At 59.5% G+C, this 18,872-nt stretch carries 13 protein-coding genes; 9 read left to right on the top strand and 4 right to left on the bottom strand.

The window, feature by feature from the left end; translation table 11 throughout:
* Positions 1–73 precede the first annotated feature (73 nt).
* Positions 74–1,360 carry a citrate synthase gene (locus BN1124_RS02480; RefSeq protein WP_033132488.1) on the bottom strand — a complete coding sequence of 429 codons (1,287 nt, stop codon included), beginning with the start codon at positions 1,358–1,360 and terminating at the stop codon, positions 74–76.
* 423 nt (positions 1,361–1,783) lie between these two features.
* On the opposite strand from BN1124_RS02480, the gene sdhC reads away from it, so the two are divergent.
* The 9 genes from sdhC (at position 1,784) to BN1124_RS02435 (ending at position 12,767) form a co-directional block, all read left to right on the top strand.
* Positions 1,784–2,173 (top strand): succinate dehydrogenase cytochrome b556 subunit, encoded by a 390-nt coding sequence (gene sdhC, locus BN1124_RS02475; RefSeq protein ID WP_033132489.1) that lies wholly within the window; start codon positions 1,784–1,786, stop codon positions 2,171–2,173.
* Positions 2,167–2,511, top strand: a complete 345-nt coding sequence (gene sdhD, locus BN1124_RS02470; RefSeq protein WP_033132490.1) for a succinate dehydrogenase, hydrophobic membrane anchor protein — start codon at positions 2,167–2,169, stop codon at positions 2,509–2,511. The genes sdhC and sdhD overlap by 7 nt, the downstream gene beginning before the upstream one ends.
* A 1-nt stretch (position 2,512) precedes the next feature.
* Positions 2,513–4,279 carry a succinate dehydrogenase flavoprotein subunit gene (gene sdhA / locus BN1124_RS02465; protein ID WP_042638728.1) on the top strand — a complete coding sequence of 589 codons (1,767 nt, stop codon included), beginning with the start codon at positions 2,513–2,515 and terminating at the stop codon, positions 4,277–4,279.
* A gap of 17 nt (positions 4,280–4,296) precedes the next feature.
* Complete coding sequence (locus BN1124_RS02460) at positions 4,297–5,013, top strand: succinate dehydrogenase iron-sulfur subunit (protein ID WP_042638726.1); 717 nt, start codon at positions 4,297–4,299, stop codon at positions 5,011–5,013.
* Between the two features lie 123 nt (positions 5,014–5,136).
* On the top strand, positions 5,137–7,947 hold the full coding sequence (gene sucA / locus BN1124_RS02455) for a 2-oxoglutarate dehydrogenase E1 component (protein WP_042638724.1): 2,811 nt from the start codon (positions 5,137–5,139) through the stop codon (positions 7,945–7,947).
* Between the two features lie 91 nt (positions 7,948–8,038).
* Complete coding sequence (gene odhB, locus BN1124_RS02450) at positions 8,039–9,226, top strand: 2-oxoglutarate dehydrogenase complex dihydrolipoyllysine-residue succinyltransferase (protein ID WP_042638722.1); 1,188 nt, start codon at positions 8,039–8,041, stop codon at positions 9,224–9,226.
* A gap of 103 nt (positions 9,227–9,329) precedes the next feature.
* Positions 9,330–10,496: an ADP-forming succinate--CoA ligase subunit beta gene (gene sucC / locus BN1124_RS02445; protein ID WP_042638720.1), complete on the top strand. Its 1,167-nt coding sequence runs from the start codon at positions 9,330–9,332 to the stop codon at positions 10,494–10,496.
* The gene (gene sucD / locus BN1124_RS02440) at positions 10,496–11,368 is read left to right on the top strand and encodes a succinate--CoA ligase subunit alpha (protein WP_042638718.1); all 873 of its coding nucleotides are present in this window, start codon (positions 10,496–10,498) and stop codon (positions 11,366–11,368) included. The genes sucC and sucD overlap by 1 nt, the downstream gene beginning before the upstream one ends.
* Positions 11,369–12,287: 919 nt before the next feature.
* A complete protein-coding gene (locus tag BN1124_RS02435) occupies positions 12,288–12,767 on the top strand; it encodes a YcgN family cysteine cluster protein (RefSeq protein ID WP_042638716.1) in 480 nt (159 codons plus the stop codon).
* A 657-nt stretch (positions 12,768–13,424) separates the two neighbouring features.
* On the opposite strand, the gene pflB is transcribed toward BN1124_RS02435, so the two are convergent.
* From pflB to ycaO, 3 genes are all read right to left on the bottom strand, one after another.
* Positions 13,425–15,707: a formate C-acetyltransferase gene (gene pflB / locus BN1124_RS02430; protein ID WP_042638995.1), complete on the bottom strand. Its 2,283-nt coding sequence runs from the start codon at positions 15,705–15,707 to the stop codon at positions 13,425–13,427.
* Positions 15,708–15,748: 41 nt separating this feature from the next.
* Positions 15,749–16,597, bottom strand: coding sequence for a formate transporter FocA (gene focA / locus BN1124_RS02425; protein ID WP_033129631.1), 849 nt, complete (start codon positions 16,595–16,597; stop codon positions 15,749–15,751).
* Between the two features lie 382 nt (positions 16,598–16,979).
* The gene (gene ycaO, locus BN1124_RS02420) at positions 16,980–18,740 is read right to left on the bottom strand and encodes a 30S ribosomal protein S12 methylthiotransferase accessory factor YcaO (RefSeq protein ID WP_042638714.1); all 1,761 of its coding nucleotides are present in this window, start codon (positions 18,738–18,740) and stop codon (positions 16,980–16,982) included.
* Positions 18,741–18,872: the final 132 nt, after the last annotated feature.

The raw sequence follows: 18,872 nt of genomic DNA, 5'->3' as shown, positions 1-18,872 counted from the left end.
AGGGCGCGATTAAAACCTCAAATGAAAAGGCGGTCAATGACCGCCTTTGTAACAAACCATGTCAGCGATTAAATCAGCGTTGATCGAGCGGGGTGAATTCCCGCTGGGCCAGGCCGGTGTAGAGCTGACGTGGACGACCTATCTTCTGATCCGGGTCCGAGTGCATCTCGTTCCAGTGGGCGATCCAGCCGATGGTGCGGGAGATGGCGAAGATCACGGTGAACATGGACATAGGGATGCCGATGGCCTTCATGATGATGCCGGAGTAGAAGTCCACGTTCGGGTAGAGCTTCTTCTCGATGAAATAGGAGTCCGACAGCGCGATGCGCTCCAGCTCCATGGCCACGTCCAGCAGCGGATCCTTGATCTGCAGCTCTTGCAGCACCTCGTGGCAGGTCTGGCGCATGACCTGGGCACGGGGATCGTGGTTCTTGTAAACCCGGTGACCGAAGCCCATCAGACGGAAGGGATCGTTCTTGTCCTTGGCCTTGGCGATGAACTCGGGGATGCGATCCACGGAGCCAATCTCTTCGAGCATCTTGAGGCAGGCTTCGTTGGCGCCGCCGTGAGCCGGGCCCCACAGGGAGGCGATCCCCGCGGCGATACAGGCGAACGGGTTGGCACCGGAGGAGCCGGCCAGACGGACGGTGGAGGTGGAGGCGTTCTGCTCATGATCCGCATGCAGGGTGAAGATGCGGTCCATGGCGCGCTCGACGATGGGGTTGACCTTGTACTCTTCGGTCGGCACACCAAACATCATGTGCAGGAAGTTGCCGGCATAGGAGAGGGCGTTACGCGGCTGCATGAACGGCTGACCGATGGAGTACTTGTAGCACATGGCGGCCAGGGTCGGCATCTTGGAGAGCAGACGGAAGGCGCAGATCTCGCGATGCTCTTCGTTGTTGATGTCGAGGGCATCGTGATAGAAGGCGGACAGGGCGCTGACCACACCGCACATGATCGCCATGGGGTGGGAGTCACGACGGAAGCCGCGGAAGAAGAAGGCGATCTGCTCATGCACCATGGTATGGCGGGTGACCAGGCGTTCAAATTCAGCGTATTGCGTCTTGGTGGGCGCTTCCCCGTACAGCAGGATGTAGCAGACTTCCAGGTAGCTGGCCTGGGTGGCCAACTGGGCGATGGGGTAACCACGGTGCAGCAAGACACCCTGATCGCCGTCGATATAGGTAATGGATGACTTACAGGCACCGGTGGCCATAAAGCCGGGGTCGAAGGTGAAGTACCCTTGTGCACCGAGTTTTCTGACATCGATGACATCGGGGCCGACAGTACCGGACAGGATCGGTAGTTCTACCGGCTCTTTTCCGGGCAGATGTAGGGTGGCTATTTTATCAGCCATAGCACGTCTCCTTTGCTCTTTTATAATTTGGTTCCAGTCCTACTTTATTACGACTTTCATGACGCTGGCAAAGGTTCTTACCCGTACCACGGCGGCTGGAGCGCCTTATTTGAACCAGAAATCCACTGCTTTGTCAATTTTTCAGGAGGATCATTAATGACTTGTTAAAGTCGTTGTGGGATCTGGTTTACGGTTTTGGGTTTTCTATGTAGCTAATTGATTGTCATTGGTTAAGGCCGCCGATATACTGCGCCACGTGGGTGATGGTCGTCGGTGTTTGAAACGCTTTCGCAAAGCCAGATGTGATATTGAAAATGTTATTTTTGGCTTTCCTGAGTTGTTTTGGTAACAAAAACCTAACAAATGCCACTCCTAGCCCTCAAAGCGTGTAAAAACAATAACTAACGTGCTCAATGGAGCTGAGTGGGCAAAGCCGTGAAAAATAAACAGAGACCTGTAAACCTCGACCTACAGACGATCAGCTTTCCTGTCACCGCCATCGCTTCCATCTTGCATCGTGTCTCAGGGGTCATCACCTTTGTGGCGCTTGCCATCTTGCTGTGGATGCTTGGTACTTCACTCTCCTCTCCCGAAGGATTCGACGACGTCGTTGCCATCATGGACAACTTCCTGGTCAAGTTCGTGTTGTGGGGGATCCTGACTGCGCTGGCTTACCACATTGTGGGCGGTCTGCGTCACCTGGTCATGGACATGGGGCATTGGGAAGAGCTGGATTCCGCGAATCAGAGTGCCCGTGTGGCCTTCGTGATCACCGCGGTTCTGGCGGTATTGGCGGGGGTACTGGTATGGTAACCAATTCTGCAACTTTCGGGCGCAGCGGTGTTCATGACTACATCCTGATCCGCGCTACCGCCCTCATCATGACGGCTTACGTCCTCTACCTGGTTGGCTTTGTCGCGTTCAACGACATCAGCTACGAGGTGTGGACCGGCTTCTTCGCTAAAACCTTCACCAAGGTCTTCACCCTGCTGACACTGCTGTGCATCCTGATCCACGCCTGGATCGGCCTGTGGCAGGTGCTGACCGACTATATCAAACCGGTCGGATTGCGCGGCGCGCTGCAATTTGCATTGGTTGTGGTGCTGTTTGTCTATCTGATGACGGGTTTCGTCGTGCTGTGGGGGGTGTAAGGTGACTATTCCAATTCGTGAATTTGATGCGGTCGTGATCGGTGCCGGTGGCGCCGGCATGCGCGCCGCGCTGCAGATTGCCCAGTCCGGCAAGACCTGCGCCCTGTTATCCAAAGTGTTCCCGACCCGTTCCCACACCGTTTCCGCCCAGGGCGGGATCACGGTTGCGCTGGGCAATGCCCACGACGACAACTGGCAGTGGCACATGTACGACACCGTCAAGGGCTCCGACTACATCGGTGACCAGGAAGCGATCGAATACATGTGCAAGACGGGCCCGGAAGCCGTCTATGAGCTGGAGAACATGGGCTTGCCCTTCTCCCGCTTCGACAACGGCTCCGTATATCAGCGTCCGTTTGGCGGCCAGTCCAAGAATTTTGGTGGCGAGCAGGCGGCCCGTACTGCGGCTGCGGCAGACCGGACCGGTCATGCGCTGCTGCACACCCTGTATCAGCAGAACGTCAAGAACAAGACCACCGTTTTCTCCGAGTGGTATGCGCTGGATCTGGTGAAGAACCAGGATGGCCACGTCGTCGGCTGCACCGCCATCGACATGGAGAGCGGCGAAGTCGTTTACTTCAAGGCCAAGGCCACCGTGCTCGCCACTGGCGGCGCTGGTCGCATCTATCAGTCCACCACCAACGCTCACATCAACACCGGTGACGGTGTCGGCATGGCGCTGCGCGCCGGTGTCGGCGTGCAGGACATGGAGTTCTGGCAGTTCCACCCGACCGGCATCGCCGGGGCAGGAGTGCTGGTCACCGAAGGTTGCCGTGGTGAAGGCGGTTATCTGCTCAATAAAGACGGCGAACGCTTCATGGAGCGTTATGCGCCGAACGCCAAGGACCTGGCCGGTCGCGACGTGGTGGCTCGCTCCATCATGATCGAGATCCGTGAAGGCCGTGGCTGTGACGGCCCCTGGGGTCCGCACATCAAGCTCAAGCTGGATCACCTCGGTAAAGAGGTACTGGAATCCCGTCTGCCGGGCATCTGCGAGCTGTCGCGCACCTTCGCCCACGTGGATCCGGTCAAGGAACCCATCCCCATCATCCCGACTTGCCACTACATGATGGGCGGCGTGCCGACCAGCGTGAATGGTCAGTGCCTGACCCAGGACAAGAGCGGCAACGACGTGCCCGTGGTCGGCCTGTTCGCGGTGGGCGAGATCGCCTGTGTGTCCGTGCACGGCGCCAACCGTCTCGGTGGCAACTCGCTGCTGGATCTGGTGGTGTTCGGTCGTGCCGCCGGCATGCATCTGGTGGAGACTCTGGGGTCCATGGAGCACGGTCGTGAGGCCTCCGAGGCCGACATCGCCGCCGCCCTTGCCCGCCTCAACCGCTGGGAAGCGAACCGTGACGGGGAAGACCCGGCCCAGATCCGCAAGGATCTGCAGCGCTGCATGCAGAACAACTTCTCCGTGTTCCGGGAAGGGGATGCCATGGCAGAAGGGCTGGCCGAGCTCAAACTTATCCGCGAGCGCCTCAAGAATGCCCGCTTGGACGACCGCTCCAGGGAGTTCAACACCCAGCGCATCGAGTGCCTGGAGCTGGACAACCTGATGGAGACGGCCTTTGCCACCGCGGTGGCGGCGAACTTCCGCACCGAGAGCCGTGGCGCCCACAGTCGCTTCGACTTCCCGGATCGTGACGACGAGGGCTGGCTGTGCCACAGCCTCTATCATCCGGACACAGAGTCCATGACCCGTCGCGCTGTCAACATGTCACCCAAGACCCGTGAGGCGTTCCCGCCCAAGGTGCGGACTTACTGATTGCGGAGCCAAGTACAATGAACGTCACATTCTCGCTATATCGCTATAACCCGGACGTTGATAACGTTCCGCATATGAAGGATTATCAGCTCGATATTCCTGAAGGCTCCGACATGATGGTGCTTGACGCACTGATCCAGCTCAAAGAGCTGGATCCCACGCTCGCCTTCCGCCGCTCCTGCCGCGAAGGGGTCTGTGGATCCGACGGTCTCAACATGAATGGCAAGAATGGTCTTGCCTGCATCACCCCGCTCTCCGATCTGCTGAAGAAGGGCAACAAGGTCGTCATCCGACCCCTGCCTGGCCTGCCGGTGATCCGCGATCTGGTGATCGACATGACCCAGTTCTACACCCAGTGGGAGAAGGTCAAACCCTTCCTCATCAACGATGAAAAACTGCCGCCCGTGCGTGAGCACCTGCAATCCCCCGAAGAGCGCGCCAAGCTGGACGGTCTGTACGAGTGCATTCTGTGCGCCTGCTGCTCCACCTCTTGCCCCTCCTTCTGGTGGAACCCGGACAAGTTCATCGGCCCGGCCGGTCTGCTCGCCGCCTACCGCTGGTTGGCTGACAGCCGCGACACCGCCGCGACCGAACGACTGGGTAACCTGGACGACGCCTTCAGCGTGTTCCGCTGCCACGGCATCATGAACTGCGTGAACGTCTGCCCCAAGGGCTTGAATCCGACCAAGGCCATCGGTCAGATCAAGTCGATGTTGCTCAACCGGGCTGTTTAGTATCAGGGCCTGAGGCGTCACGCGCCGGGCCCGACCTCTGGATAGCCATCCAACCCGTTGGCGGGATGGCTATTTAACCCCTACCAGCTGCACAGGCAGCGACAAGATGTACAAGGGATAGAAATGCATAACGGCGTGATGAAGGCCTGGTTGGAGTCATCTCACCTGGCTGGTGCGAATGCAAGCTACATTGAGGATTTGTACGAATCCTTCCTTGAAAACCCCGACTCCGTGGCCGATGAGTGGCGCAGCCTGTTCCAGCAGCTGCCCCAGGTGAATGGTCATGTGGTAGAACAACCTCACTCCCCGGTCCGCGACTATTTCCGCCGCCTGGCCAAGGACAACTCCCGTTACAGCACCCCTGTCAGCGATCCCCAGGTGGACGCCAAGCAGGTTCGCGTGCTGCAAATGATCAACGCCTTCCGTTTCCGTGGCCATCAGAATGCCAATCTGGATCCGCTCGGCCTATGGCAGCGTGAAACCGTTGCCGAACTGGATCCCGCGTTTCACAACCTGCAGGGTGCAGACATGGAGGCCACCTTCAACGTGGGCTCCTACGCCATCGGTCGCGAAACCATGGTGCTGTCCGATCTCTACGCCTCCCTGAAGAAGACCTACTGCGGCAGCATCGGCGCCGACTACATGCACATCACCTCTACCGAGGAGAAGCGCTGGCTGCAGGACAGACTCGAATCCATCGAAGGGAAGGGCAACTACAGCAGCGAGGAGAAGACTCGCTTCCTCGAGAGCCTGACCGCCGCCGAAGGGCTGGAAAAATACCTGGGCGCCAAGTTCCCGGGGGCCAAGCGTTTCTCCCTGGAAGGGGGCGATGCCATGGTGCCCATGCTCAAGGAACTGATCCGTCGCGCCGGTGAGCAGGGCTGCAAAGAGGCCGTCATCGGCATGGCCCACCGTGGTCGCCTGAACGTGCTGATCAACGTGCTCGGCAAGCGGGCGCAAGAATTGTTCGACGAGTTCGCCGGCAAGCACGGCGAGTCCTGGGGTACCGGGGATGTTAAGTACCACATGGGCTTCTCCTCCGACTTCGCGACCCCGGGTGGCAACGTCCACCTGGCGCTGGCGTTCAACCCGTCTCACCTGGAGATCGTCAACCCCGTGGTCATCGGCTCGGTGCGGGCGCGGATGGACAGACACGGCGACAAGGATGGCTCCAGCGTCCTGCCCATCACCATCCACGGTGACTCGGCCATCGCCGGCCAGGGCGTGGTAGCGGAAACCTTCAACATGTCCCTGACCCGTGCCTACGGCGTCGGCGGCACTGTGCGCATCGTCATCAACAACCAGGTCGGTTTCACCACCTCCTATTTCCGTGACCTGCGCTCTACCGAATATTGCACCGACATCGCCAAGGCGGTGCAGGCCCCCGTGCTGCACGTCAACGGCGACGATCCGGAAGCCGTGGTGCTGGTGACCCAGATTGCGTTGGATTACCGCAACACCTTCAAGCGCGACGTGGTGATCGAGCTGGTCTGCTACCGTCGTCACGGTCACAACGAGGCGGATGAGCCGAGTGCGACCCAGCCCCTGATGTACCAGAAGATCAAACAGCATCCGACTCCGCGCAAGATCTACGCCGATCAGCTGATCGCCGAAGGCTGCGTCACGCCGGAGCTGGTGACCGCTCAGGTCAACGACTATCGCGATGCCCTGGACAAGGGGGAGCGGGTGAGCAAGGAGTGGCGCCCGATGGAGCTGCACTCCGTCGACTGGACGCCGTATCTGGGCCACGACTGGGCCATGAGCTACGACAGCACTGTGCCCATGGCGCACCTGAAATCCTTAGGGGAGCGCATCAGCCAGTACCCGGCCACCCACGTGCTGCAGCGCCAGGTCGAGAAGATCTACGAAGACCGCCGCCTGATGGCCGCCGGCGAGAAACTGCTGGACTGGGGCTTTGCCGAGACCCTGGCTTACGCCACCCTGGTGGACAAGGGTTCCCGCATCCGCTTCACCGGGGAAGATTCCGGCCGTGGCACCTTCTTCCACCGCCACGCCGTGCTGCACAACCAGACCGATGCCAGCACCTACACCCCGCTGTGCAACCTGCACGACGAGCAAGGCCCGTTTGAAATTTACGACTCAGTGCTGACCGAAAACGCGGTACTGGCGTTCGAATATGGCTATGCCAGCGCCGAGCCGGCCGGCCTGACCATCTGGGAAGCCCAGTTCGGCGACTTCGCCAACTGCGCCCAGGTCGTGGTGGATCAGTTCCTCTCCTCCGGTGAACAGAAGTGGGGCCGGATGTGCGGTCTGACCATGCTGCTGCCCCACGGTTACGAGGGCCAGGGCCCCGAGCACTCCTCCGCCCGTCTGGAGCGTTACCTGCAGATGTGCGCCCAGCACAACATGCAGGTGTGCGTACCGTCCACCCCGGCGCAAGTGTTCCACATGCTGCGCCGTCAGGTAGTGCGCCCGATGCGCCGTCCGCTCATCGTGATGACGCCAAAATCCCTGCTGCGCCACCCGCTGGCGGTGAGCAAGCTCGAGGAGCTGGCGGAAGGGACCTTCCAGAACGCCATCGGCGAGATCGATGCGCTGGATCCCAAGGGCGTCAAGCGTGTGGTGTTCTGCTCCGGCAAGGTCTACTACGACCTGCTCGATGCCCGTCGCAAGGCCGAGCAGCAAGACGTGGCCCTGGTGCGGATCGAGCAGCTCTATCCCTTCCCGGAAGAGGAAGTGCGCGCCATCCTCGCCGATTACGCTCACGTCACCGATTTCGTCTGGTGTCAGGAAGAGCCGCAGAATCAGGGCGCCTGGTACAGCACTCGCCATCACTACGATAGCGTGCTGCCAAGCGTTGCCCGTCTGCGTTATGCCGGTCGTCCGGCCTCGGCCTCACCGGCCGTCGGCTACATGTCCGTCCACGCCAAGCAGCAGAAAGCCCTGGTGGAAGACGCTCTTACCCTGGAATAAACGCATTGTGGATGAGAGGGCGCTCCCTGAGATGACCCTCTCGGACTCTGGAATAAGCCTGCTGGCCAAGAAGTAACAAGGAACTGATTACATGACTATCGAGATCAAGGTACCGGACCTGCCCGAATCAGTGGCGGATGCCACCATCGCCACCTGGCACAAGAAACCGGGTGATCTGGTTGCCCGTGATGAAGTGCTGGTTGACATCGAAACCGATAAAGTCGTGCTGGAAGTCCCCGCGCCGGAAGCCGGCGTACTGGGCGACATCCTGCAAAACGAAGGCGCGACCGTGCTGTCCCGTCAGCTGATCGCCATGCTCAAGCCTGCCCCCGTAGCCGGTGAAGAGACCAAAGAGAAGCCGGTGGAAGCCGTCGCCGACGACAGCACCGATGGCATGAGCCCGTCCGTGCGCCGCCTGGTGGCCGAGCATGCCATCGACGTGGCCAAGCTGACCGGCACCGGCAAGGGCGGTCGCGTCACCAAGGAAGACGTGGAAGCCTTCATCAAGGGGCTGAGCAAGGCGGCTGCGGCTGTACCGGTTGCCGCTGCACCTGCCGCGCCGATCGCACCGCTGGCGGGTCGCACCGAGAAGCGCGTTCCCATGACCCGGCTGCGCAAGCGCATCGCCGAGCGTCTGCTGGAAGCCAAGAACACCACCGCCATGCTGACCACGTTCAACGAGATCAACATGGCGCCCATCATGAAGCTGCGCAAGCAGTACGGCGAGATCTTCGAGAAGAAGCACGGCATCAAGCTCGGCTTTATGTCCTTCTACGTGAAGGCGGTTGTTGAATCCCTGAAGCGCTACCCGGAAGTGAACGCGGCGCTGGATGGCGATGACATCGTCTACCACAACTACTTCGACGTCAGCATCGCCGTCTCCACCCCCCGCGGTCTGGTGACCCCGGTGCTGCGCGACTGCGACAACATGAGCCTCGCCGACATCGAGAAGGCCATCAAAGACTTGGCTGGCAAGGGCCGTGACGGCAAGCTGACCGTGGATGAACTGACCGGTGGCAACTTCACCATCACCAACGGTGGTGTGTTCGGCTCCCTGATGTCCACCCCCATCATCAACCCGCCGCAGAGCGCCATCCTGGGGATGCACAAGATCCAGGACAGACCCATGGCGGTGGACGGCAAGGTCGAGATCCTGCCGATGATGTACCTGGCCCTCTCCTATGACCACCGCATCGTCGACGGTCGCGAGTCGGTCGGCTTCCTGGTCTCCATCAAGGAACTGCTGGAAGATCCGACCCGCCTGTTGCTGGACGTCTAAACGAAATTAAAAAGATAACGAGGGGCCCCCGAGGCCCCTTTCACAGGGGATTGAGAAACAACGAGCCCCGGACAGAAAGACCTACAACACGGATAGAGCATCTATGAATCTGCATGAATATCAGGCAAAACAGCTGTTTGCCGAGTATGGCCTGCCGGTCTCCGAAGGTTATGCCTGCGCCACCCCGCAGGAAGCGGCCGAAGCGGCCGACAAAATTGGCGGCAACACCTGGGTCGTCAAATGCCAGGTCCACGCCGGTGGCCGCGGTAAAGCGGGCGGCGTGAAGCTGGCCAAGAGCAAGGACGAGATCCGTGCCTTCGCCCAGCACTGGCTCGGCAAGAACCTGGTGACCTACCAGACTGACGCCAACGGTCAGCTGGTCACCAAGATCCTGGTGGAATCCTGCACCGACATCGCCAAGGAGCTCTACCTGGGCGCCGTGGTCGATCGTGGCAGCCGCCGCGTGGTCTTCATGGCCTCCACCGAAGGTGGCGTGGACATCGAGAAGATCGCCCACGAAACCCCGGAACTCATTCACAAGGCGGCCATCGATCCGCTGGTGGGCCCGCAGGCCTATCAGGCTCGCGAGCTGGCCTTCAAGCTGGGTCTGGTCGGCGATCAGATCAAGCAGTTCACCAAGATTTTCCTGGGCCTGGGCCAGATGTTCCTGGACTGCGACTTCGCATTGCTGGAAATCAACCCGCTGGTGATCACCGCCCAGGGCAACTTGCACTGCCTGGATGGCAAGATCAACATCGACGCCAACGCCCTGTTCCGTCAGCCCAAGCTGCGCCAGATGCATGACCCGTCCCAGGATGACCCCCGCGAAGCGCATGCCGCCCAGTGGGAGCTGAACTATGTGGCGCTCGATGGCAACATCGGCTGCATGGTCAACGGCGCCGGTCTGGCCATGGGTACCATGGACATCGTCAACCTGCACGGCGGCTCACCGGCCAACTTCCTGGACGTCGGCGGCGGCGCCACCAAGGAGCGCGTGACCGAGGCCTTCAAGATCATCCTGTCTGACAGCAAGGTTCAGGCCGTGCTGGTCAACATCTTCGGCGGCATAGTGCGCTGCGACATGATCGCGGAAGGCATTATCGGCGCGGTCAAGGAAGTGGGGGTCAAGGTGCCCGTCGTTGTGCGTCTGGAAGGCAACAATGCCGAACTGGGTGCCCGTAAGCTGGCCGACAGCGGCCTCAACATCATCGCCGCGACGAGTCTGACTGATGCAGCTCAGCAAGTGGTTAAAGCCGCGGAGGCCAAATAATGAGCGTTCTGATCAACAAAGACACCAAGGTGATCTGCCAGGGCTTCACCGGCGGTCAGGGTACCTTCCACTCCGAACAGGCGATTGCCTACGGAACCCAGATGGTCGGCGGCGTGTCCCCGGGCAAGGGCGGCACCACTCACCTGGGCCTGCCGGTGTTCAACACCGTCCGTGACGCGGTCGAAGCGACCGGCGCCACCGCCTCCGTCATCTATGTTCCGGCCCCGTTCTGCAAAGACGCCATCCTGGAAGCCATCGATGCCGGCATCAAGCTCATCGTTACCATCACCGAAGGCATCCCGACCCTGGACATGCTGCAGGTCAAGGTGAAGCTGCAGGAAACCGGCGTGCGCATGATTGGTCCGAACTGCCCGGGCGTCATCACCCCGGGTGAGTGCAAGATCGGCATCATGCCTGGCCACATCCACAAGCCGGGCAAGGTAGGTATCGTCTCCCGCTCCGGCACCCTGACCTACGAAGCGGTCAAGCAGACCACGGACGAGGGCTTCGGCCAGTCCACCTGCGTCGGCATCGGTGGTGACCCCATCCCTGGCTCCAACTTCATCGACATTCTGGAAATGTTCCAGAAGGATCCGCAGACCGAAGCCATCGTCATGATCGGCGAGATCGGCGGCAGCGCCGAAGAAGAAGCGGCAGCCTACATCAAGGCTCACGTCACCAAACCGGTGGTCTCCTACATCGCGGGCGTCACCGCCCCGGCTGGCAAGCGCATGGGTCATGCGGGCGCCATCATCGCCGGTGGTAAAGGCACTGCAGCAGAGAAATTTGCCGCCCTGGAAGATGCCGGCGTGAAAACCGTGCGCTCCCTGGCCGACATCGGCAAGGCCCTGCGTGAAGTAACCGGCTGGTAATTCCTTCAAGCCAGTTATCTCTGATAAAAATGCCGCCCAATGGGCGGCTTTTTTTATGAATGCGGGTGTCAGTACGCGCGGTGCCAACCTGCATCTTTCCGCTGAGTCGGTTGAGGCTGGGCTGGTGGCCGGAAGGACGGTCCAAGTCCGGCCCGCTGAGCAATGGTCTGAGATGGGCCCCGGGGAAGCGGCCAGGGCTGTGCACCTATTCTGTTAAAACAGCAATGTCCTGCTGGGCATGCTGTGGGAGGGTGGCAGCAAAGTTATTGCGACCACCTCCTTTGCCATAAGGGTGATCCACTCCTCCAGACGGGGGATCGCCTCCAGCGGCGGGCGCTTCTCCCGGGAACTCCGAGGAGGAGCAGGACGCGAGCAATAGCGGAGCCGCTATTAGCAACGCAAGTTTCAACGTCTTCATGACAACGTCCTCTGTCCAGCTAATGGGCTGGACTTGCGACTAATCAGTTTAGGTCCTGTGACTGGGCGCAATGCCTCAACCGTGATTGGATCTGTAGCCATTGGAAGCTTGCTGGCGGGAAACTTTTACAAATTCAACGGCAATAAGGCCACGGCAAATTTGTCAAAAAATGCGTGGAAGTCGTCAAAGGCGAGCCGTTCCCGGCGCTTTGGATGGATGCCGACCGAAAACGGCTCCACTCTGGTTAATTCGCCGATTGAAAGCGATCCCCTCAGGCGTGGGGTGGATCGGCTTCGGACATGGCCCTCTCGCATGTTGGTCTTCACAGACGCGGTCACTCGCCATGGGCGTTGTCGAATGTGGCCCCGCGCAGCGAGACCCGAGGTTTAATACCCGCTTTTGGTCTTTCCGCTGTTTTGGGATCTCCCCACCTGCCTTGAAAAATCGGGCTAAAAAGCGTATAACCTCGCGCTTGTTAGTGTATTGAGTGAGCCCATCTTCATGCAGCAAAGAGCGCAGCAAAAAGTGCAGCAGACAGACGAAGTGCAGACCGCCCCTTTTTGGCAGGCGAAGAGCCTGCAGCAGATGACCATGGCCGAGTGGGAGTCCCTGTGCGATGGCTGCGGCAAGTGCTGCCTGAACAAGCTCATTGACGAGGACACCGAGGAGCTGGTGTTCACCAACGTGGCCTGCAACCTGCTCAATACCAAGACCTGCCAGTGCTCCGACTACGGCAACCGCTTCAAGAAGGAGCCGGACTGCCTGCAGATCACCGTCGACAAGATAGCCGAGTACGACTGGCTGCCGTCGAGCTGCGCCTATCGCCTGCTGGCAGAAGGGGATACCCTGCCTGCCTGGCATCCGCTGATCACCGGCAGCCGCAGCGCCATGCACCAGGCCGGCCAGTCGGTGCGGGGCAAGGTGGTGCACGAGGCGCAAGCTGGCGACTGGGCCGACCACATCATTACCTGGGCGAGCTGAGCCGTTAAACCGGGTTTTATATGCCAAAACAAGGGCAGGGGAGTGAGACTCCTCTGCCCTTGTTGCTTTTGGCATGCAAATGATGAGTTTTTGGCGGTAAAGGCAGTTTAAAATGGTGAATCGGGACGAAAGCATCATGGGGTCGTGAGATGTCGTCCCTGGCGCCGCCAGCGCACGTCAAACCGCTTCCATGACACAGGGGCAGGAGAGTCACACTCTTCTGCCCCTGCTGCTTTCTGGCGCCTCGTAGCGATGTAGAGTGGTTTCCCTTACCCTGGCCCTCTCCCAAGAGGGAGAAGGAACTGATCGGGGTTTATGTGCAGCCCCTGTCCAATCGCTTCCATGACACAGGGGCAGGAGAGTCACACTCTGCTGCCCTTGTTGCTTTCTGGCGCCTTCTAGCGATGTAGAGTGATTTCCCTCACCCTGGCCCTCTCCCGAGGGGGAGAGGGAACAGATCGAGGTTTGTGTGCAACAACACCTGTAGTGGCTGAGCATGGCGTTGTGCTGAAGGCGTGAAGGAAAGGGCAGGTTAAAGAGAGGCACACGCCTATCCCAAGTCAGCGGGTCAAAAGCAGAGGGACAGGCTCAGCGCTGACAAACAGCCATAAAAAAACCGGCGCCTTAGCGCCGGTTTTTAGTCACTGCGACTCTTGATTACAGAGACGCGGTGAAGGTACGGGTGATGACGTCTTGCTGTTGCTCTTTGGTCAAAGAGTTGAAGCGAACGGCATAACCGGATACGCGGATGGTCAACTGCGGATATTTCTCCGGGTTTTCCATGGCGTCCAGCAGCATTTCACGGTTCATCACGTTGACGTTCAGGTGCTGACCGCCTTCCAGGTTGGTCTCGTGATGGAAGTAACCGTCCATCAGACCCGCCAGGTTGGACTTCTGGGATTCCATGTCTTTACCCAGGGCGTTCGGTACGATGGAGAAGGTATAGGAGATACCATCTTTGGCGTAGGCGAACGGCAGCTTGGCGACGGAAGTCAGTGAGGCAACGGCGCCCTTCTGATCACGACCGTGCATCGGGTTGGCACCCGGGCCGAACGGTGCACCGGCGCGACGGCCATCCGGGGTGTTACCGGTCTTCTTGCCGTACACCACGTTGGAGGTGATGGTCAGCACGGACTGGGTAGCCACGGCGTTGCGGTAGGTGTTGAGCTTCTGGATCTTCTTCATGAAGCGCTCGACCAGGTCACAGGCGATGTCATCGACACGAGCGTCGTTGTTACCGAACTGCGGGTACTCACCGTCGATCTCGAAGTCGATGGCCACGCCATCTTCGTCACGAATCGGCTTGACCTTGGCGTACTTGATGGCAGACAGGGAGTCAGCTGCCACGGACAGACCGGCGATGCCGCAAGCCATGGTGCGATAGACGTCACGGTCGTGCAGCGCCATCAGGGAGGCTTCGTAGCTGTACTTGTCGTGCATGTAGTGGATGATGTTCAGGGCGGCGACGTATTGCTTGGCCAGCCAGTCCATGAAGTGATCCAGCCTGTCCATCACGTCGTTGTACTCGAGGTACTCGCCCTTGACCATTTCGGTCTTGGGACCGATCTGGATCTTGAGCTTCTCGTCGATACCGCCGTTGATTGCGTACAGCATGGTCTTGGCCAGGTTGGCACGAGCACCGAAGAACTGCATCTGTTTGCCGATGATCATCGGGGACACGCAGCAAGCGATGGCATAGTCATCGTTGTTGAAGTCCGGACGCATCAGATCGTCGTTCTCGTACTGAACGGAAGAGGTCTCGATGGATACCTTGGCGCAGTACTTCTTGAAACCGACCGGCAGCTTCTCGGACCACAGGATGGTCAGGTTCGGCTCAGGGGACGGGCCCATGGTGTACAGGGTGTTCAGCATACGGAAGCTGTTCTTGGTGACCAGGGTACGGCCATCAACGCCCATACCGGCCAGGGTCTCGGTAGCCCACATCGGGTCGCCGGAGAACAGTGAATCGTATTCAGGGGTACGCAGGAAGCGAACCATACGCAGCTTCATGACCATGTGGTCCATCAGCTCCTGGGCTTCTTGCTCGGTGATCAGGCCTTTCTTCAGGTCACGTTCGATGTACACGTCCAGGAAGCTGGAGGTACGACCGAAGGACATGGCGGCACCGTTCTGGGACTTGACTGCCGCCAGGTAGGCGAAGTAGGTCCACTGTACGGCTTCTTTGGCGTTCTTGGCCGGTACGGAGATGTCGCAGCCATATTTAGCTGCCATCACCTTCATCTGGGCCAGGGCACGGTGCTGCTCGGAGATCTCTTCGCGCAGACGGATGGTGGCTTCCAGGTTGACACCGTTTTCCAGATCAGCTTGCAGGGACTTGAACTGAGCCAGTTTGTCGGCCATCAGGAAGTCGATACCGTACAGAGCCACACGACGGTAGTCACCGATGATACGGCCACGGCCGTAGGCATCCGGCAGACCGGTGATGACGCCGGACTTGCGGCAGTTCAGGATGTCCTTGGTGTAGACATCGAACACGCCCTGGTTGTGGGTCTTGCGGTACTCGGTGAAGATCTTCTCGACCATGGGGTCAAGTTGACGGCCGTACACTTCGCAGGAAGTCTTAACCATCTTGATACCGCCGTTGGCGATGATGGCGCGCTTGAGCGGCTTGTCAGTCTGCAGACCGACGATTTGCTCCAGGCTCTGGTCGATATAGCCGGCATCGTGAGCGGTAATGGTGGAGGGCAGGTCAGTATCAAAATCGACCGGCGCGTGAGTGCGGTTCTCGATCTTGATGCCTTCCATGACCTTGTCCCACAGCTTGGTGGTAGCTTCGGTCGCGCCAACCAGGAAGGACTCGTCACCTTCATACGGGGTGTAGTTCTTCTGGATGAAGTCACGGGTGTTGACAGAGGTCTGCCATTCACCGGCCGCGAAGCCTTCCCATGCTTTTTGGAACTGTTCGTTAAGTTCTGCCATTTTCATTACCTCTCAAGGTATTTATGTGTCTGCCGCCATCCTTAATGATGGCGACGGAAGATAAACCAGTAAGTCAAGCCAACCATGACGCCACCACCAATGATATTACCAATGGTGACCGGGATCAGGTTGTGTAGAACGAAGTTGGATACGGTCAGGTCGGCGAAGGTAGCCGGGTCCTGGCCGATGGCCTGCCAGAATTCCGGGCTCGCGACGCTGTGGATAGCGATACCGACCGGGATCATAAACATGTTTGCGATGCTGTGCTCAAAACCGGAGGCCACGAACATGGCGACGGGGAGCAGCATGACCATTACCTTGTCGGTGGCACTGCGGGCGCCGAACGCCATCCACACGGCGAGACACACCATGAGGTTGCAGAGAATACCGAGGGCAAGGGCCTCGAAGAAGCTGTGGTGGATCTTGTGCTGGGCGACTTTCAGGGCGTTCAGACCCCACTGACCGTCTGCCGCCGTGTACTCGGCCGACATGATGATGAGCGCCACTACGATGAGGCCACCGATGAGGTTGCCAAAATAGACCAGGCCCCAGTTCTTGAGCAACTGGGCCCAGCTGATGCGATTGGCCGCCTTGGCCACCAGGGTCAGGGTGGTGGAGGTGAACAGCTCGGCACCGAGCAGCACGCACAGGATGAGGCCGAGGGAGAAGCACAGACCGCCAACCAGCTTGGCCATGCCCCAGGACATGCCGCTGCTGCCGGTGGTGACGGTAATGTAGAAAACAAACGCGATGGCGATGAAGGCGCCTGCGGTGATGGCCAGTGGGATGGTCTTGTATGCAGGCTTGGTGGCCTTGGCATAGGTGATATCTTCTGCCAGTGCAGCGATGGCTTCGGGCTTCAGACAATCAAAGGGAGATTCTGCTTTCAATTCTCATGTACCTGCATATTTTGCCTGTGGAAATCATAACAAAGGGCCTGATCGCCAAAATTGACATCGATCAAGAATTACAGATTGTGAATGTAATTTTACTACAGAAATTTGAGCCCTCTGGAAGCTTGACTTTACAGCCGATTTCAGGTGAAACAGAATTGGTGGTGTTGTTAAGTTGATGATTTTAAACTATTTAAAATTATTTTCTCTTAAAATATATCGGCAAGATAGCTTTGCGGCAACGCTGCACACAACTGCCCTGGTTGACAACCCCCTAAGAGGTATTTTTTGTTTTTTATTTCATCCCCGAATAACGGCCAGCCAAAGCGTAGACCATAAAACAGAAGGGGCCATCAGGCCCCTTCGTTACATTACCACATCAGGCCCAGGAATGGGCTCGTTTGGCCTTCTGTAATTTCTCATAGGCCGCCAGCAGTTTCTGGTGCAGCGGGAACTGGGACAGCGACAAGTCGGCCGCCTCCAGCCCGTGGAAGCGCGCCTCGCCGCTGGCATGGGCCCAGGCCTGCGCCAGGGTCTCTTCCCCGAACATGCGGCTGAACACGGCACGATACTGCTCGGGGTCGCGCTCCTCATCCAGGAACAGCTCGACACAGGCGCGCAGGGCGCGGTAGTAGTTGGCGCGATCGCTCGGGAACACCGACTGGTTGTACTCCATGGTCCAGTCGATGAGATCCAGCGCGCTCTCCAGCTCACCCGCGGCCAGCGCCAGCATGGCCTTGAGCTCGCCCACCCGCAGGGTATGCAGGGCGGTGCCCTTGGCGGCGGCGATGCCGAGCAGCTCGCGCACCCGGGTACGCTCGTCGTGCCCCTCTTCATCCAGCTGATCGAACAGCGCCATGTACTGCTCCGCGTCCCACTCCAGCGCCGGCAGGGCGAGGAGGGTTTCACGCAGGTGAGCGCCCATGGTGTTGTTGGCCAGCAGCAGATCCTCGACCGGATAGATGTCGGACATGCCGGGCACCAGGATGCGGCAGGCGTAGACGCCGAGGTGCTCGTAGTCGGCGATATAGACCGGCTGCTCCAGCTCGTGGAAGATGCCGATCAGGTGGTCGAACTCCTCCTGGGAGCTGCCGCGGAAGTCCCAGTCGGCGAACTCGAAGTCGGCTTCCTGCTTGAACAGATCCCAGCTGATGAGGCCGGAGGAGTCGATGAAGTGGGTCTCCAGGTTGTGGTGATCCGCCACCTGCTCGTTGTCGAACGAGGGGGGCACGAACACGTCCAGATCTTTCAGACCACGGCCCTGCAGCAGCTCGGTGACGGTGCGCTCGAACGCCACTTCGAAGCGCGGGTGAGCGCCGAAGGAGGCGAAGCAGGTGCCGTTGCTCGGGTTGAGCAGCACCACGCAGATGACCGGATAGCGACCGCCGAGGGACGCATCGAAGCTGTAGATGGGGAAGCCTTCGGCCTCCAATGCGGCGATGGAGGCGGCAATGCCGGGGTAGCGGGCGATCACCTCGGCCGGGATCTCCGGCAGGCTGATGGCCTCGGCGATGATCTTGTTCTTCACGTGGCGCTCGAACACCTCGGACAGCCCCTGGGTGCGGGCCTCGGTCTTGGTGTTGCCGGCGCTCATGCCGTTGGAGACATAGAGGTTGCCGATGATGTTCATCGGGATGTAGACGGTCTGGTGATCGGACTGACGCTCGAACGGCAGCGCGACGATGCCGCGCTCCTCGTTGCCCGATTGCAGGTCCACCAGCATGTCGGCGGTGACCTCACCGTCCGGGTTGTAGAACTTGCGGGTGAAGCTGTCGAGCAGGCCGGCGGGCAGCTGATCCCCCTCGATGGGGAACCACTTCTCGTTCGGGTAGTGAACGAAGTCGCCGTTCGCTACCTGCTCCCCCAGATAGAAGTCGGCGAAGAAGTAGTTGGTGGAGAGACGCTCGAAGTATTCGCCGAGGGCGGAGGCGAGCGCCGCCTTCTTGCTGGCACCCTTGCCGTTGGTGAAGCAGAGGGCGCACTCCTTGTCGCGGATATGCACAGACCAGACGTTGGGCACGGGGTTGAGCCAGGAGGCTTCCTCGATATCAAACCCCAGGGCTTGCAGCTTGGTCTGGAAGCGTTCGATGGAGTCTTCCAGCGCCGCGTCCTTGCCGGGAATAAAGGTGTGGTCGGTCATCACAATATCCTGATTTTATTGACTCATGTTAGGCCGCAGATAATAGCATGAGTCGGCGGGGACGCGGCGAGGACAATCCCATTCCAGGGGCGCAGCGCGCTGCAATCCGGGGCCGTTATGCCCCTCCTTTAT

It is taken from the genome of Aeromonas eucrenophila (genome assembly GCF_000819865.1).
Lineage (GTDB): Bacteria > Pseudomonadota > Gammaproteobacteria > Enterobacterales > Aeromonadaceae > Aeromonas > Aeromonas eucrenophila.
Note: the sequence above shows the minus strand (reverse complement) of the source record. Positions and strands in the feature narration are given on the sequence as shown.

Bases quoted from the DNA above. Each gene is read 5' to 3' on its own strand.
- BN1124_RS02480 (WP_033132488.1), bottom strand. From the start codon at position 1,360: ATGGCTGATAAAATAGCCACCCTACATCTGCCCGGAAAAGAGCCGGTA.
- sdhD (WP_033132490.1), top strand. From the start codon at position 2,167: ATGGTAACCAATTCTGCAACTTTCGGGCGCAGCGGTGTTCATGACTAC.
- BN1124_RS02460 (WP_042638726.1), top strand. From the start codon at position 4,297: ATGAACGTCACATTCTCGCTATATCGCTATAACCCGGACGTTGATAAC.
- sucA (WP_042638724.1), top strand. From the start codon at position 5,137: ATGCATAACGGCGTGATGAAGGCCTGGTTGGAGTCATCTCACCTGGCT.
- odhB (WP_042638722.1), top strand. From the start codon at position 8,039: ATGACTATCGAGATCAAGGTACCGGACCTGCCCGAATCAGTGGCGGAT.
- sucC (WP_042638720.1), top strand. From the start codon at position 9,330: ATGAATCTGCATGAATATCAGGCAAAACAGCTGTTTGCCGAGTATGGC.
- sucD (WP_042638718.1), top strand. From the start codon at position 10,496: ATGAGCGTTCTGATCAACAAAGACACCAAGGTGATCTGCCAGGGCTTC.
- BN1124_RS02435 (WP_042638716.1), top strand. From the start codon at position 12,288: ATGCAGCAAAGAGCGCAGCAAAAAGTGCAGCAGACAGACGAAGTGCAG.
- pflB (WP_042638995.1), bottom strand. From the start codon at position 15,707: ATGGCAGAACTTAACGAACAGTTCCAAAAAGCATGGGAAGGCTTCGCG.
- ycaO (WP_042638714.1), bottom strand. From the start codon at position 18,740: ATGACCGACCACACCTTTATTCCCGGCAAGGACGCGGCGCTGGAAGAC.